The sequence below is a fragment of the Actinomycetospora sp. 2LY8.5 genome (genome assembly GCF_057180585.1).
Window position 1 is genome coordinate 1 of the sequence record NZ_JBXUHE010000031.1, and the last position, 13,361, is coordinate 13,361.

At 73.3% G+C, this 13,361-nt stretch carries 17 protein-coding genes; 8 read left to right on the top strand and 9 right to left on the bottom strand.

The window, feature by feature from the left end:
* Window positions 1-50 precede the first annotated feature (50 nt).
* From AC2A1K_RS25790 to AC2A1K_RS25800, 3 genes are all read right to left on the bottom strand, one after another.
* Complete coding sequence (locus AC2A1K_RS25790; protein WP_483899197.1) at window positions 51-677, bottom strand: ATP-binding protein; 627 nt, start codon at window positions 675-677, stop codon at window positions 51-53.
* Entirely contained in the window at window positions 674-1,933 is a 1,260-nt protein-coding gene (gene istA, locus AC2A1K_RS25795) for an IS21 family transposase (RefSeq protein WP_483899198.1), read from the bottom strand. Before istA ends, AC2A1K_RS25790 begins: the two co-directional genes overlap by 4 nt.
* 77 nt (window positions 1,934-2,010) lie before the next feature.
* Window positions 2,011-2,595, bottom strand: coding sequence for a TetR/AcrR family transcriptional regulator (locus AC2A1K_RS25800; protein ID WP_483899199.1), 585 nt, complete (start codon window positions 2,593-2,595; stop codon window positions 2,011-2,013).
* A 76-nt stretch (window positions 2,596-2,671) separates the two neighbouring features.
* Between AC2A1K_RS25800 and AC2A1K_RS25805 the strand changes: the two genes are divergently transcribed.
* The 5 genes from AC2A1K_RS25805 (at window position 2,672) to AC2A1K_RS25825 (ending at window position 7,138) form a co-directional block, all read left to right on the top strand.
* The gene (locus AC2A1K_RS25805; RefSeq protein WP_483899200.1) at window positions 2,672-3,121 is read left to right on the top strand and encodes a DUF4345 domain-containing protein; all 450 of its coding nucleotides are present in this window, start codon (window positions 2,672-2,674) and stop codon (window positions 3,119-3,121) included.
* 156 nt (window positions 3,122-3,277) lie between these two features.
* Window positions 3,278-4,714, top strand: a complete 1,437-nt coding sequence (locus AC2A1K_RS25810; protein WP_483899201.1) for an FAD-dependent oxidoreductase — start codon at window positions 3,278-3,280, stop codon at window positions 4,712-4,714.
* A gap of 97 nt (window positions 4,715-4,811) precedes the next feature.
* Window positions 4,812-5,081, top strand: coding sequence for a hypothetical protein (locus AC2A1K_RS25815; RefSeq protein ID WP_483899202.1), 270 nt, complete (start codon window positions 4,812-4,814; stop codon window positions 5,079-5,081).
* Window positions 5,078-6,628, top strand: a complete 1,551-nt coding sequence (locus tag AC2A1K_RS25820) for an FAD-dependent monooxygenase (protein ID WP_483899203.1) — start codon at window positions 5,078-5,080, stop codon at window positions 6,626-6,628. Before AC2A1K_RS25815 ends, AC2A1K_RS25820 begins: the two co-directional genes overlap by 4 nt.
* 216 nt (window positions 6,629-6,844) lie before the next feature.
* Window positions 6,845-7,138, top strand: a complete 294-nt coding sequence (locus tag AC2A1K_RS25825; protein WP_483899204.1) for a PEP/pyruvate-binding domain-containing protein — start codon at window positions 6,845-6,847, stop codon at window positions 7,136-7,138.
* A 12-nt stretch (window positions 7,139-7,150) separates the two neighbouring features.
* On the opposite strand, the gene AC2A1K_RS25830 is transcribed toward AC2A1K_RS25825, so the two are convergent.
* Window positions 7,151-7,561, bottom strand: a complete 411-nt coding sequence (locus AC2A1K_RS25830) for a hypothetical protein (RefSeq protein ID WP_483899205.1) — start codon at window positions 7,559-7,561, stop codon at window positions 7,151-7,153.
* 281 nt (window positions 7,562-7,842) lie between these two features.
* On the opposite strand from AC2A1K_RS25830, the gene AC2A1K_RS25835 reads away from it, so the two are divergent.
* Window positions 7,843-7,998 (top strand): hypothetical protein, encoded by a 156-nt coding sequence (locus AC2A1K_RS25835; protein WP_483899206.1) that lies wholly within the window; start codon window positions 7,843-7,845, stop codon window positions 7,996-7,998.
* A gap of 210 nt (window positions 7,999-8,208) precedes the next feature.
* Here the strand turns inward: AC2A1K_RS25835 and AC2A1K_RS25840 are convergent, their stop codons facing one another.
* Window positions 8,209-8,364 (bottom strand): DUF6131 family protein, encoded by a 156-nt coding sequence (locus AC2A1K_RS25840; protein WP_483899207.1) that lies wholly within the window; start codon window positions 8,362-8,364, stop codon window positions 8,209-8,211.
* 466 nt (window positions 8,365-8,830) lie between these two features.
* Window positions 8,831-9,016, bottom strand: a complete 186-nt coding sequence (locus tag AC2A1K_RS25845; protein WP_483899208.1) for a hypothetical protein — start codon at window positions 9,014-9,016, stop codon at window positions 8,831-8,833.
* Window positions 9,017-9,213: 197 nt separating this feature from the next.
* Here AC2A1K_RS25845 and AC2A1K_RS25850 point away from each other — a divergent pair, with 197 nt between their 5' ends.
* Both AC2A1K_RS25850 and AC2A1K_RS25855 read left to right on the top strand, forming a co-directional pair.
* A complete protein-coding gene (locus tag AC2A1K_RS25850) occupies window positions 9,214-9,633 on the top strand; it encodes a YciI family protein (RefSeq protein WP_483899209.1) in 420 nt (139 codons plus the stop codon).
* Window positions 9,606-10,967 carry an RNA polymerase sigma factor gene (locus AC2A1K_RS25855; RefSeq protein WP_483899210.1) on the top strand — a complete coding sequence of 454 codons (1,362 nt, stop codon included), beginning with the start codon at window positions 9,606-9,608 and terminating at the stop codon, window positions 10,965-10,967. Before AC2A1K_RS25850 ends, AC2A1K_RS25855 begins: the two co-directional genes overlap by 28 nt.
* Before the next feature lie 80 nt (window positions 10,968-11,047).
* On the opposite strand, the gene AC2A1K_RS25860 is transcribed toward AC2A1K_RS25855, so the two are convergent.
* The 3 genes from AC2A1K_RS25860 to AC2A1K_RS25870 all read right to left on the bottom strand — a co-directional run bounded on the left by AC2A1K_RS25860 (window position 11,048) and on the right by AC2A1K_RS25870 (window position 13,337).
* Window positions 11,048-12,250 carry a hypothetical protein gene (locus AC2A1K_RS25860; protein WP_483899211.1) on the bottom strand — a complete coding sequence of 401 codons (1,203 nt, stop codon included), beginning with the start codon at window positions 12,248-12,250 and terminating at the stop codon, window positions 11,048-11,050.
* A gap of 30 nt (window positions 12,251-12,280) precedes the next feature.
* On the bottom strand, window positions 12,281-12,952 hold the full coding sequence (locus tag AC2A1K_RS25865; protein WP_483899212.1) for a hypothetical protein: 672 nt from the start codon (window positions 12,950-12,952) through the stop codon (window positions 12,281-12,283).
* Window positions 12,953-13,037: 85 nt separating this feature from the next.
* Window positions 13,038-13,337, bottom strand: a complete 300-nt coding sequence (locus AC2A1K_RS25870) for a hypothetical protein (protein ID WP_483899213.1) — start codon at window positions 13,335-13,337, stop codon at window positions 13,038-13,040.
* Window positions 13,338-13,361 lie beyond the last annotated feature (24 nt).

The following is a 13,361-nucleotide window of genomic DNA, read 5'->3' on the forward strand; positions in this document are numbered from 1 at the left end:
GGCTGCTCCCGGCCTCACCCCCAGACCCGGGGATCGGCCTGCCTCCAGCGTCAACCGGCCACTGCGATGGCCCGCGGTGGGCTCCTCCTCCCACACGGTTCCTCAGCGCCTCGTGGCGCACAGCCGACCTCGTCGATGATGATCAGCCGGTAGCGGCGAATCTTCTTGAGCTCGGCCTCGAGTGCCCCGGCGTGGTGGGCGGCGGCGAGCCGGTTGATCCAGTTGCTGGCGGTGTCGAACAGGACCGAGTGGCCGGTCTGGGCGGCCTTGATCCCGAGCCCGATCGCGAGGTGGGTCTTCCCGATCCCCGGAGGGCCCAGCAGGATCACGTTCTCGGCCTTGGCGACGAAGGTGCCGGTCGCCAGATGGGCGAGCAGGTCGCGGCGCAGCGAGGGCAGATGGTCGAGGTTGAACTCCTCGAGGGTCTTGACCGCCGGGAAGTGCGCGGTGCGGATGCGCATGGTGTTCCCGGCGGCCTCGCGGTCGGCGACCTGACGAGCCAGCAACGCGGCGAGGTACTCCTCGTGCGACCAGTTCGCTTCCCGGGCCTGGGCGGCGAGCTGTTCCCAGCAGGCCGCGACGGTCGGGACCCGCAGCACGCGGGTCAGGTAGGCCAGCTGCGCGGACAGGCCCTCCGGGCGTCCCGACACCGTCGGGCTGCTGTTGGTGGTGGTCATGACGGGGAGGCCTCCGAGGTGAAGGTGTCGGTGTCGATGCCGAACAGGGCGTCGTAGTCGGGCAGGGCGCGCAGCATCACCGCGTGCCCGTCGCCGTGGCGGCGGGCTTGGCGATGATCGGCGTCGCGGCGGGCGGCGTGTTCGCGGCGCAGCAGCTTGGCGATCTCGACGTGCGCGGGGTCGGTGACCACGGCGCGCTTGGCCCACGAGCGGACATGCGAGGCGACGAGCTCGCCGCCGCAACGCACCACCACCTCGTTCGGTGAGGCGACGACGTCGACGAAGCGGCCGATCACCCGCGGGTCGACCGAGTAGTCGCAGGTGTCCACGCGCACGTAGTAGTCCCGCGCCAGCCGCACCCGCGCCCGAATCCCGACCGTCGGGGCGAGCGGCGGCAGGGCCAGCATCGCGGCCCGGTCGGCGGCGAGCAGATCGATCGGGCGGCCCCCGATCGCGCGGACGGTTCTGCTGTTGGCGCGCGGGAGCCAGTCAGCGAGCTGGGTGTTGAAGTCCGCCGGCGAGGTGAACGTGCGCCCAGGCAGGAACGAGGTCTCGAAGAACCCGTTGTTGCGCTCGACCATCCCCTTGAACTCCGGATCTCGCGGCGGCGCGAGTCGGATCGTGGTCGCCAGCGTCCCGGCGAACGCGGCCGCCTCGACGGTGGGCTTGCCGGTACCCCCGATCGCGGCCTCCCGGTCCCAGACCAGGGTCTTCGACACCCGCTCCAGCGCACCGATGAGCTGCCACATGCCGGCCAGCAGGTCCCCGCCCTGCCGCGAGGGCAGCATCGTCGCTGACAGGTAGCGCGAGTAGCCCAGCACCATCACCAGCACCGGCAGCATCCAGCGCTGCCCGCCACCGACAGGGATCTTCGTCTCGGGGAACCACAGGTCGCACTGGGTGATCTCGCCCGGCCGATAGACGACCCGGTCGACCGGGTTGACCCCGACGTACTCAGGGCGGATCAGCGCCAGGCGCTTCTTCAGCGGCCCCATCGAGTGCGGCCACTCGATCCGCGCCGCGATCACCGGGCCCGGCATCCGCGGCCACGCCGCCAGCAATGCCCGGATCGCCGGCTCGTAGGCATCGACCACCGATCCCCGCGCCGGCCGCTCGTACTTGGGTGGCCGTTCGCTGCGCAAGGCGGTCCGCACCGTGTTCCGCGCCAACCCCGTCCGCCGCACGATCTCCTTGATCGGCAGCCCCTCGGCCCGATGCAACCGACGGATCTCCGCCCAGTCCTCCACCGTGATCACCTCCCGGACGATCCCGGGAGGGGTCAACTTTCCCGGGACCTCAGGGGGTCAGAGTCGAGGAGCCGTCGACAACCTGGTCATCCGACGTCGAGGTCCGGCCCCAGGACGCCGTGCAGGGCCCGGAGGCACATCTGTCGCAGTTCGTCGCGGGAGATCGTGTCGGTTGTCAGCCATTCCAGGCAGAGGGTGCGGATGAACGTCAGCCAGGCCAGGACGGCGGCCGACGCGAGGTCGCGGGAGTGCCCGGAGAGCCCGACTGCCCCGATGAGCCGGTCGCGCAGCTCGACGAGCTCGTCGGTGATGATCGTCTGGATGACCGGGTCGCCGGCGAGGGTGCGGTTGGCCGCCAGTACGGCGTGCCGATTGGCCTCGAAGTAGTCGAGATGGGCGTCGAGCCCGGCGCCGATCTGGTCGGTGAGGTCGCGGTCGGGGTCGAACCGGCTCTCGGCCTGCAGGTCGCTCACGGCGCGGCGGTACACCGCGGCGAACAGATCGCGCTTGGTGGGGAAGTAGCGATACAGCAGCCCGCGAGACACCTCGGCCTGCGCGGCGATCCGGTCCATGCGTACCTCGTCGTAGGGGTGCGCGGCGAACGATCGCGCCGCGATGGCGACCAGCTGGGTGCGCCGGTCGTCGGGCGGGAGCCGGGTCCGCGGAGGCACTCGCCCAGGTTACTTGACACGTGTTCACCGACCCGGCCACAGTTACTTCACACGTGTCTACTAAGGAGGTCGTGGGGTGGCTCGTGTTCTGCGAGGCTTGGCGTGGGCGATGGGTGCCGCCTGCCTGCCCATCGGGGTCGTGCACCTGCTGTGGGGCAACGGGTCCGTGCCGGGGCTGTCCTCCGCGGGGCCGACGGTCGACAGCCGGGAGCGCTTCTACGGGGGGCTGTTCGCCGGCTACGGCGCAGCGTGGCTGTGGGTCGCCGCGCAGCGTCCGGTGCCGGCGCGGCCGGTCCGTTGGCTGACCGCGGTCTTCTGGCTCGGTGGCCTGGGGCGGCTGCTGTCCCTCGGGGTGGCCGGTCGACCGCACTCGTTCCAAGTGGTGCTGACCGGGATCGAGGTCGGGTTGCCGCCGGTGCTGCTCGGCCTGGCCGATGCGGACGAGGAGGACGGCCGCTCCGGATGCGCTGCCAACTGGCCCTCGTCCAGTCCGTCGAGGGGGCGACGTGCCCACCCATCCCGCTGAGCCGGCGCTCCCGGGAGAGGTGCCCTCGACTCATAGCTACATCAAGTGTATGAATACACTTACTGGCGTTAGACCGATGCGCCCTGCACCTCCGGGAGTTCTCGTGTTCCCTGCCCGAACCAGCCGCGCCGCGGCGGCCGCGACCGGGTCGTCCCGATGAGCGGCGTCGTCGTGGTCGGGGCCGGCCCGACCTCCCTGCTGCTCGCCGGTGATCTCGCGGTCGCCGGCATCGGGGTCACGGTGCTGGAGATGCGGCGCGACGAGTCGCCGCTGACCCGGGCGTTCGCCGTGCACGCCCGCACCCTGGAACAGCTCGACGCGCGTGGGCTCGCCGAGGACCTCGTCCGCACCGGCACGACCGTCGACGAGTTCCGGCTGTTCGGGTCGGTCGCGGTGGACCTCACCGGGCTGCCCAGTCGCTACCCGTTCCTGCTGGTCACGCCGCAGTACCACGTCGAGCGCGCCCTGCGGGCCCGCGCGCGGTCGGCCGGAGCAGAGATCCGCCGTGGTGTGCGGGTGGACACCGTCCGGGACCGCGGCGATGCCGTCGTCGTGGGGTGGACCGCCGACGGCACGTCCGGCGAGCTCGAGGCCGCCTACGTCGTGGGTGCCGACGGCCACCACAGCACCGTGCGCGAGCAGCTCGGGCTCGGGTTCCCCGGCGAGTCGGTGGTGCGCTCGCTGATGCTGGCCGACGTCCGGATGACCGACCCGCCACCGGACGTGCTCACCGTCGACGGCAACGCGCACGGCTTCTGTTTCGTCGTCCCCTACGGCGACGGCTGGTACCGGGTGATCGCCCGACGCTCCGGCTCCGAGCTGCCCGATGACGCCCCGGTCGAACTCGACGAGATCGCCGAGGTCGCCCGCCGGGTGTACGGCACCGACCTCGGCATGCACGATCCGCGCTGGATCTCCCGCTTCCACAGCGAGGAACGCCAGGCCACCACCTACCGGCAGAGCCGGGTACTGCTCGCCGGCGACGCCGCCCACGTGCACTCCCCGGCCGGCGGGCAGGGCATGAACACCGGCCTGCAGGACGCCGCGAACCTGAGCTGGAAGCTCGCCGCGGTGCTCGACGAGCGGGCCTCCGACGCGCTGCTCGACACCTACGACGCCGAGCGCCGCCCGGTCGGCGCTGCGGTGCTGCGGCTGTCCGGGGGTTTGATCCGGGCCGCGCTGCTGCGCTCCACCCTGGCCCGCGCGGTCCGCAACGGGGTGGCCCGCACCGTGCTCGCGCTGCCCCCCACCGCGGGGCGGGTCCGCGGGATGCTCACCGGCATCGGCTTCTCCTACCCCCGCGCCGCCGGTGACCACCCCCTGGTGGGCGTTCGCATGCCGGACCTCACCGGCCGGGACGGGACCCGCCTGTACGAGGCACTGCGCGGTGGGCGGTTCGTGCTCACCGGCCCCGGCGATCGGCCGCGGCCGGCGAACGGGCCGGCGTTGCTCGAGACCGGGGACGGGCCGTACCGCCTGGTCCGCCCGGACGGCTACGTCGGCTGGGCCGACGACAGCCCGACCGGGCTCGAGATCGCCCTGGCGCGCTGGGGCGCCGGCCCGGTGCCGCGCCGGCCAGAGGTGCGACCGTGAGCCTCGACCGCATCCGGCCACCCACCGGCGAGGCGCTGACCGTGCTGCGCACGGGCGCGAACACCGGCGGCGCCGCGTACTGGGCCCCGGCGAGGCCGTGACCGTGCCCCCGGGCGTCGCGCGCAGCTTCGCCGACCCGACCCGACCGGTCCGGGTCCGCACCCTCGAGACCCCGGCCGGGCCGCTCGAGGAGCAGCTCCGGGCGCTGGCCGCCGCGGGTCGGGTCCCGCCGCTGCGCCGGCTGGCCCTGATCGATATCGAGCACAACGACGACTTCGAGCTGCACGGCGTGCCCGAGGCCCTCCAGCGCCCACCGTGGCGCCTGCTCGCCGCGCTGCCGGCACGGTCGGGCAAGGAGCCCACGTGAACACTGCGACCGACGTCCTCGTCGCCGGGGCCGGGCCCACCGGCCTCGCACTTGCCGGCGGACTGGCCGCAGGCGGGACCAGGGTCCGCGTCCTGGACCGTGCCGACGGGCCCGCCGGTACGTCGCGGGCGAACATCCTGCACGCGCGGGGGGCCGAGGTGCTGGCGCGGCTCGACGCGCTCGGTGACCTGCGAGAACGAGCCGTCGCCCCGATCGGTATCCGGATGCACGTGCGCGGGCGCCACCTCACTACGATGACCTTCGCCCCCGACGAGCGGGAGACGGTCCAGGCCCTGTTCGTCTCCCAGGCCGCGGTGGAGCAGCGGCTGCGAAACCGGCTCGCCGAGCTGGGTGTCGAGGTCGAGTGGGGTCGCGGCGTCGAGCACCTGGAGCAGGACCGCGACGGGGTGACCGTCCACGCCGGCAGTGGTACGGCCGTGCGGGCGCGCTGGGTGGTCGGCTGCGACGGCGCGCACAGCCGCGTCCGGGAGCTGGCCGGCATCGCCTTCCCCGGCGTGCCTGTCGTCGAGCGGTTCCTGCTCGCCGATGTGCACGCCGACGGCATCGCCGACCGCGCGCACTCCGCCGGCTGGTACCACCGCGACGGGATCCTGATGGCGATGCCCATGCCCGACGAGGCCGGGAACCTGTGGCGGCTGATGGCCAACGTCCCCGACGACGGCCGGCACCTGTCTCGCGACGAGGTCGTCGGGGCCCTGTCGGAGTTGCTCCCGGTCCGCGCGGAGATCACCGGCGCGAGGATCAGGGACACGGTCTGGACCTCGGTGTTCCGCATCCACCGCCGGCTGGCCGCGGACTACCGGTCCGGGAGGGTCCTGCTCGCCGGCGATGCCGCGCACGTCCACTCCCCGTTCGGCGGGCAGGGGATGAACACCGGGATCGGCGACGCCGAGAACCTGGCCTGGAAGCTCGCGCTCGTCGTGGGCGGCGGGGCCGACCCCGGCCTGCTCGACACCTACACCGCCGAACGGCGACCGGCGGCCGCCGAGGTGCTCCGGCGCACCACCACCAACACCCGAGCCCTGGTCGCCGAAGGCTTCCTGGCCCGGCTGCTGCGCGACCACGTCCTCGTCCGGGTCCTGAACCTGCCCGCCGTGCAGCGGCAGGCGACCCGGGCCGCCTCCCAGCTGCGCCTGAGCTACCGGCGGGGCCCGCTCGGCGGCCGCGGCCGGGCCCCACGCCCCGGGGATCGGGTCCGCGACCGCGCGGTGCTGTTGGAGCGCGGACGCGCGAGCACCCTCACCGACGAGCTCGGCCCGCGCTGGGTTCTGCTGACCGGGAGCACGGGTTCCCCGCAGCGCTTCCACGACGTCCTGCGGACCGCCCTGCCCGGAGCGGTCGTCAGGGCCATCGACCCGGAGCAGGACGACGAGGACGCGCTGCTCGTCCGCCCGGACGGGCACCTGCTGTGGCGGGGCACCGACCCGGCCCGGCTGGGCCGGCTGCTCGACGCAGCGGGGATCAGGGGCGCTCCCGGGCTCGTCAGCACGCACGTCCTCGACGTCACCGATCTCTGCGAGGAGTAGCCGTGCTCAGCCTGACACGCGGGGGTCCCGACGGCACCGTCGCCGTCCTCGATCCCGGCGACACCGGGCACCGCTTGCACCCCGACCTGCACCGGCGCGCTGTCGAGCCCGCCGCCCGGCACGCCGCGCAGGCCGGACCGGCCCTCGGCCCGATCAAGACCGTGCTGCCCGCGCCGGTTCTCGAGGCGCTGCCCCCAGCGGGGAGGCTCTGTCGGTATGACCGCGCGCGTCGTCGCCCTGACCTCGGCCGACCCGGAGCTCGCCGTTCTCGGCGGAAAGGGTGCCTCGCTCGCCCGCCTGGCCGCTGCCGGGCTCCCGGTGCCGCCGGGCGTCGTCGTCACCACGGCCGCCTACGACGAGGCCGCCGCGGCGCTGCGCACGGGCGCGGACGCGCTCGCCGCGATCCTGCCGGCCGTCACCGTGCTGACGCTCCCGGACCATGACCACTCCGCGTTCTGGACGGCGCCCGACGCGGTCGCCCAGCAGGCGCGCACCTTCCTGCTCCCCTGAGTCCCCACGAGGTCAGGCCAGCTCGCGGCCGAGGCGCCGTGGCAGCCGTGCGACGACCTCGTGCCCGAGCTCGCCGGGCCGGGGCAGCACGTCGAGGAAGCCGGTCGCGATGATCGCGCGCATCACGTCGTCGCCGTCACGGAACTCCTGCGCCAGCGCCACGACGACCCGGTCGGCGACGGCCCGGGAGCCCGCCACCGGCCCGAGCGCCACCGCGACGTACCAGTGGGCGAGATCGGCCAGCAGCACGGTGGGCTCCACCTCGCCGTACCGCTCGGCGTGCTCGCGCACCAGCGCGGCCGTCGCCGGACCGGCCTCGACGAGGACCCGGGCGACGGCGAGCGCGATCGAGGGCCGCGTGTGCCGACGTGCTCGCAGCCGCAGCATCGCGTGTCCCTCCTCCCCGGCGTCGGTCTGCACCATGGCGCTCGGCCCGGCGACAGCGCATCCGGTTTCTGTCGAGACCGCTGCGTCGGCTCCGTCCCCCCGAGGCGGGAACAGAACGACGAGGAGGACCACATGGCGTTGAAGCGGATGGACCACGTCGGCGTCGTCGCCGTCGGCCTCGACGGCGTCCGTCGAGATCGCGATGGTGCGGACGCCGGACGGCCACAGCACGCTCGAGCTGACGATGTTCGCGACGCCGACGGCGACCACGGTCGAGCCGGACGCGCCAGGCCAACACGATCGGCCTGCGCCGCCTGATGTTCGCGGTGGACGACATCCACGACACCGTCGAACGGCTGCGCGCCCACGGCGGCGAGCTCGTCGGGGAGATCGCGCAGTTCGAGGAGATGTTCCTGCTCTGCTATCTGCGCGGACCCTCGAGGAGCACCTGCGGACGATCTCGCGGTGGGTGACCTGGTTCGGCGTCCTCTCCGTGGTGGCGGTGCTCGCCGCGATCATCAACTGGCTGGTCGCCCTGACCGCCTAGCGATCCGCGGCACCCCGCCGGGACGGCGGGGTGAGGCACCGACGTGGTCGCCGTGGGGCTGCGGGACGTGGACACGCTCCGCGCAGGTGAGCGATTCGGGTCGCCATGACGACCCGAATCACTCACCTGCGAAGCATCAGAAGTAGGTCTTGCGCCCGCCGACCCCCCGCCCGGCGGCGCCCAGCAGGGTGAGGACGAGACCGACGACGAGCAGGATCGCGCCGATCGTGTAGAGGAGCGAGATCCCGAGCACGTAGCCCAGGATGATGAGGATGACACCGAGGACGATCACAGATGGCCTCCTTGGTGGCGCGGGGCGCGAACGCCCGGCACCCGGCCGACGGCAGACACGCAGCCGCCGGATGCTCGACGGCTGCGCGGCCGACGACACCTCACTTCGGCGCTCGTGGGTGGAGGAAATCGGGAACTAGTTTCCTGCCCCGTCGCCGATCTCGAGGCGCCGGTTCTCGGCCTCCGCCGTGCTGGGCGAGCAGGACCAGGCGCACGCCGCACGACCCGACGTACTCGAGCCCCGACGAGTCGAGGAGGAGCACCGGCGGGTCGTCGGCCTCCGCCGCGGCCACCTGGTCCTGGACGACGGCGAGGGTGTCGTTGTCGAGCTCGCCGCACAGGGCGGGCTCCCGGCGGGTCGTCGTAGGTCGACCGCGGACGCCACGAGGAGCTCGTCGGGGACCTCCGGAAGGACGACCGCCTTGCCGGTGCGGGTCACGTCGACGGCTCCGCCGCGGGCGTCGGGGTCACGCGGGGTAGCGGCGTTCCAGTCGGTCGACGAACTCGATCTTCTCGGGATCGAGGTGTGCGGCGGCCGCCTTCTCGACGCGGGACCCGAGCACGAGGTGCACGGCCGACCAGTCGGCGATCCCGGTGACGGCGAGATCCGCGAGCTGGCTCAGGCGCTCCTCCACCGACAGCGGCGCCTCCATCAGATCGCTCGCCTGCGCCAGGAACGCCGTGCGGTCACGGTCGCGTTCGGCCGTGGCGCGCGCGTCCCGCCCGGCGGCGGTGATGATTCGAGTGACTCCGGAGATTCTCGGAGCCGATGTCGATCCGCCGCCACGCCGCACGACCTGTGGGTGCCAGGGTCCGCGAGGGACCCGGAACACGTCAGGGAGACAGAGCCATGAAGTACATGCTGATCATGCGGGCCACCGACGAGGCCTACGCCGCGATGGCCGACGTGGACATGAACGAGATGATCGAGCTGATGGGGCGGTTCCAGGAGGAGCTCCTCCGGGCCGGGGTGCTGCTCGCCGCCGAGGGCCTCGAGGACCCGGCGGAGACGGTCGTGGTCGACCACGGCTGCGAGCCGCCGGTGGTCACCGACGGCCCGTACGGGGAGACCAAGGAGCTCTTCGGTGGCTTCTACCTGCTCAACGTGGCCTCGCGGGAGGAGGCCGTCGAGTGGGCCAAGCGTGCGCCGGGCACGGGCCCGGGCTTCAAGACCGAGATCCGCCGTGTCTCGACGATCGATGAGTTCCCCCAGGACAACCCGTGGATCCAGAAGGAGCGCGCGTGGCGCGAGGCGACGGGCCAGCTCTGAGCGCCGGGGCGGAGCGTGACGCCGTCGCCGCCGTGTGGCGCATCGAGTCCCCGCGCATCGTCGGCGCGCTCGCGCGCTACACCGGCGACTTCGCGCTCGCCGAGGACCTCGCCCAGGAGGCACTGGCGGAGGCCCTCGTGACCTGGCCCCGCGACGGCGTGCCGCGCGAGCCCGCCGGGTGGCTGCTCACGGTCGGGCGGCGGCGCGCCATCGACGCGTTCCGGCGGCGCGCCGGGCGCGACGAGCGCTACGCCGCCCTCGCCCGCGGGCTGGGCGAGGGCGGTGCGGCGACCGGGGCGGTGGGCGGGGCGGTGAGCGGGGCGGTGAGCGGGGCGGTGAGCGGGGACCCAGCCCGCGACGCCGGCGACGACCTCCTCTTCGACCCCGACCGGATCGACGACGACGTCCTCGCGCTGATCTTCGTCTCGTGCCACCCGGTGCTGTCGCGCGAGGCCCGGGTGGCGCTGACGCTCCGCGTGGTCGGCGGCCTGACCAGCGACGAGATCGCGCGGGCGTTCCTCGTCCCGACGGCCACCGTCCAGGCCCGGATCACGCGGGCGAAGAAGACCCTCGGCGCCGCCGGGGTGCCGTTCGGGGTGCCGCCCGCCGACGAACGGGCCGAGCGGCTCGGGTCGGTCCTCAACGTGGTCTACCTGATCTTCACCGAGGGGTCGTCGGCGAGCTCGGGCGACGACCTCATCCGCTTCGACCTCGCCGGCGAGGCCGTGCGGCTCGCGCGGGTCCTCGCCCGCCTGGTGCCCGACCACGCCGAGGGCCCCTCTGATGTCTGGGGCCTGCTCGCCCTGCTCGAGCTCACCGCGGCGCGCTTCCCGGCGCGGACCGGCCCCGACGGCGAGCCCGTCCTGCTCGAGCACCAGGACCGCCGACGGTGGGACGTCGCCGCGATCGGCCGCGGCCGGGCCGCGCTCGCCCGGGCCCAGGGTCTCGGCCGGGGCCTCGGCGCCTACGGTCTGCAGGCCGCGATCGCCGCGTGCCACGCGGTCGCCCCGTCCGTCGAGGCCACCGACTGGGAGCGGATCGTGACGCTCTACGAGGCGCTCGGCCGTCTCGCGCCCTCCCCGGTGGTCGACCTCAACCGCGCGGTGGCGGTCTCGATGGCGCAGGGGCCGGCCGCGGCGCTCACGATCGTCGACGAGCTGGAGGGCTCCGAGGTCCTCGCGGGCTCCCACCTGCTGCCGAGCGTGCGCGGCGAACTGCTCACCCGGCTCGGGCGTGCCGACGAGGCCCGCCACGCCCTGGAGCTCGCGATCGCGCGCTGCGGCAACGAGCGCGAGCGGGATCTGCTGCGAGGCAAGATCGCCGCGCTGGGCTGACCCGCGCACGACGACGGGGCCGCCGCACCACCCCGCCGGGGTGGGGATGCGACGGCCCCGTGACGGCCGGACGATGCTCGTCAGCTCACGCCGACGGCGTCGTCGGACGCCTCCGCACCGGAGTCCGAGCCCGAGTCCGAGGACGAGCTGCTGCTCGCCTCGTGGCCGGCGTCGGAGCTCGACGAGGACTCCTGCGACGAGGAGCTCGACGCCAGGTCCTCCTGCCCGCTGCTGTCCTGCGCGGGGATCTCCGGAGTCTCCCGGGTCTCGGCACGCGGCGAGCCGTCCGCGGGCTCGAACGGCGACGACGAGGACGACGGCTCGGGCGTCGTGGGCTGCGGCCCGAAGGGCCCGTCGACCGGCACCGTGGTCTGCGCGCCGCCGAACGGGTCCGGCTCGGTGGTCGAGGAGGGCTCCGGGAACGTCGTCGGGACCTGCGTCTGCGGGGTCGGCGAGCCCTCACCCTCGAACGGCGAGCTCCCGAACGGCGGGGTCTCGAGGCCCGTGCCCTCCGTGCCGACCGGCTCCGTCGTCGGGAGGCCCTCGACGGGCGGGTCGACGAGCGTGGGGCCGGTCCCCTCGGGCAGGACCGGGATGCCCCGCTCACCCTCCTCGGCGGTCTGGACGTCGTCCTGTCCGGTGTTCTCGGTCCGGACGTCGTCGCCCTCGTCGGTGAACGGGCGGTCCTCGGGCCGCTGGAAAGGGTTCGGGATGTCGACGGGGTCACCGTTGACGTCGAGCGGCTGGCCGGTGTCGGGGTCGAAGCGCGCGACACCCGGAGGCACGGTCACGACCACGTTCGGCGCGGGGACCGGGTTGCCGTTCTTGTCGTAGTCGATCGGCAGCCCGTTGGTGGTGTCGTAGTCGGGACGCTGCCAGGGGTTCTTCACGTCGGGCAGCGGCTGGCCCGCGGCGTCGAGGGGCCGGCCGGTGTCCGGGTCGAAGCTGGCGATGTCCGGGTGAATCCCGATGGGCTGCTGGAAGGCCGGGACGCTGGGCTGTCCGAACTCGTCGTAGGTGATCGGCTTGCCGGTCGCCTCGTCGTACATCGGACGCTGCGACATGACGTGCCCGAGGGGGTCGACGTCGTCGCGCAGGTCGCGGTCGGTGACGAAGACGTGCTCCCCGAGCGGATTGTCGTAGTCCTCGACGACCTTGCCGTCCTTGTCGAGCGGCTCGCCCGTGATGGGGTCGAAGCCGACGACGTGCGGCGGGTGGTTCGGTACGAGGTCCGTGATCGGCTCGAGCTCACCGGTGACCGGGTCGATCCTGTCGAGCGGCACGCCGGTGACCGGGTCGAAGTTGAGCAGCGGCTAGTCGGGGAGGGTCTTGTCGTCGACGTTCTGGTGCGGGTTGCGGGCTCCCGGCACGATGTCGCCGTTCTCGTCGAGGGGGTCGCCGGTCTTCGGGTCGTAGTGGTGGACGCCCTCGGGCTTGTCGACGTCGATGCGGGGCAGCGAGGGCTCGCCGGTCTGAGGGTCGTAGTGGATCGGCAGCCCGGTGGCGTCGTCGTAGGCCGGCCGCTGGTTGGGGTTCACGGCCCCGGGCACCGTCTCGCCGAACACGTCGAGGGGCTCCCCGGTCCGCTGGTCGTAATGGTCCACGCCCGGGGGCTTGGTGGTCGGCGTCGGCGGGATCAGCGGGTTGCCGAAGTCGTCGTACCGGAACGGCAGGCCGGTGTTGAGGTCGTACACCGGACGGTTCGCGATGACGTGGCCGGACGGGTCGACGCCGTGGCGGTCCTCGACGCGGGTCTCGAAGTCCCACTGGGCGAACGGGTTGTGCTCGTTCGGGATGGGTCGGCCGTGGACGTCCAGCGGCCGGCCGGTGATCGGGTCGTAGCTGTCCACGCCCGCCGGCTTCGGGAGGGTGGTGTCGGTCGGGTCGAACGGAGTGCCGTCGTGCCGGTACTCGATGGGGTGTCCGGTCTCGCGGTCGAAGTTGGGCCGCGGGGGCGGGGGGAAGCAGTGCTGCTGAGTGGTCATGGTGTCCGCCTCGGGGTGTCGGTGGCGATCGGTTCGACACCGAGAATGGGCGCTGCAGGCGGCGACATCATGAGTAGCGCATTACTCAGCTTTGACGGGCGCGATGGTCCGGTCGTTGAGTGCTGACGGTTCGCATATCGTCGCTCACGGCCGGTCCGGAATGGTCATCCGGCGCGGCCGCGCGGGTGCCGGTGGCGAATCCGCAGCCGACGCCCAGCGAGACGAAGATCAGCGCGATCGTGAGGGTCGGGTCGAGGAACACGGGAATCAGTGAGGCGCCGGAGAGCGACAGGGCGCAGCCCATGATCGTGAATCGGCTCCGATGCTCTGCGTGCGGCGGGTAGACGCGGTCGAGGAGCACCCCGCCGACGAGGGCGCCGACCACGCCGGCCGCCCACGGCGCGACCTT

Bases quoted from the DNA above. Each gene is read 5' to 3' on its own strand.
- AC2A1K_RS25790 (WP_483899197.1), bottom strand. From the start codon at position 677: ATGACCACCACCAACAGCAGCCCGACGGTGTCGGGACGCCCGGAGGGC.
- AC2A1K_RS25810 (WP_483899201.1), top strand. From the start codon at position 3,278: ATGAGCGGCGTCGTCGTGGTCGGGGCCGGCCCGACCTCCCTGCTGCTC.
- AC2A1K_RS25825 (WP_483899204.1), top strand. From the start codon at position 6,845: ATGACCGCGCGCGTCGTCGCCCTGACCTCGGCCGACCCGGAGCTCGCC.
- AC2A1K_RS25830 (WP_483899205.1), bottom strand. From the start codon at position 7,561: ATGGTGCAGACCGACGCCGGGGAGGAGGGACACGCGATGCTGCGGCTG.
- AC2A1K_RS25835 (WP_483899206.1), top strand. From the start codon at position 7,843: ATGTTCGCGGTGGACGACATCCACGACACCGTCGAACGGCTGCGCGCC.
- AC2A1K_RS25845 (WP_483899208.1), bottom strand. From the start codon at position 9,016: ATGGAGGCGCCGCTGTCGGTGGAGGAGCGCCTGAGCCAGCTCGCGGAT.
- AC2A1K_RS25850 (WP_483899209.1), top strand. From the start codon at position 9,214: ATGAAGTACATGCTGATCATGCGGGCCACCGACGAGGCCTACGCCGCG.
- AC2A1K_RS25865 (WP_483899212.1), bottom strand. From the start codon at position 12,952: ATGACCACTCAGCAGCACTGCTTCCCCCCGCCCCCGCGGCCCAACTTC.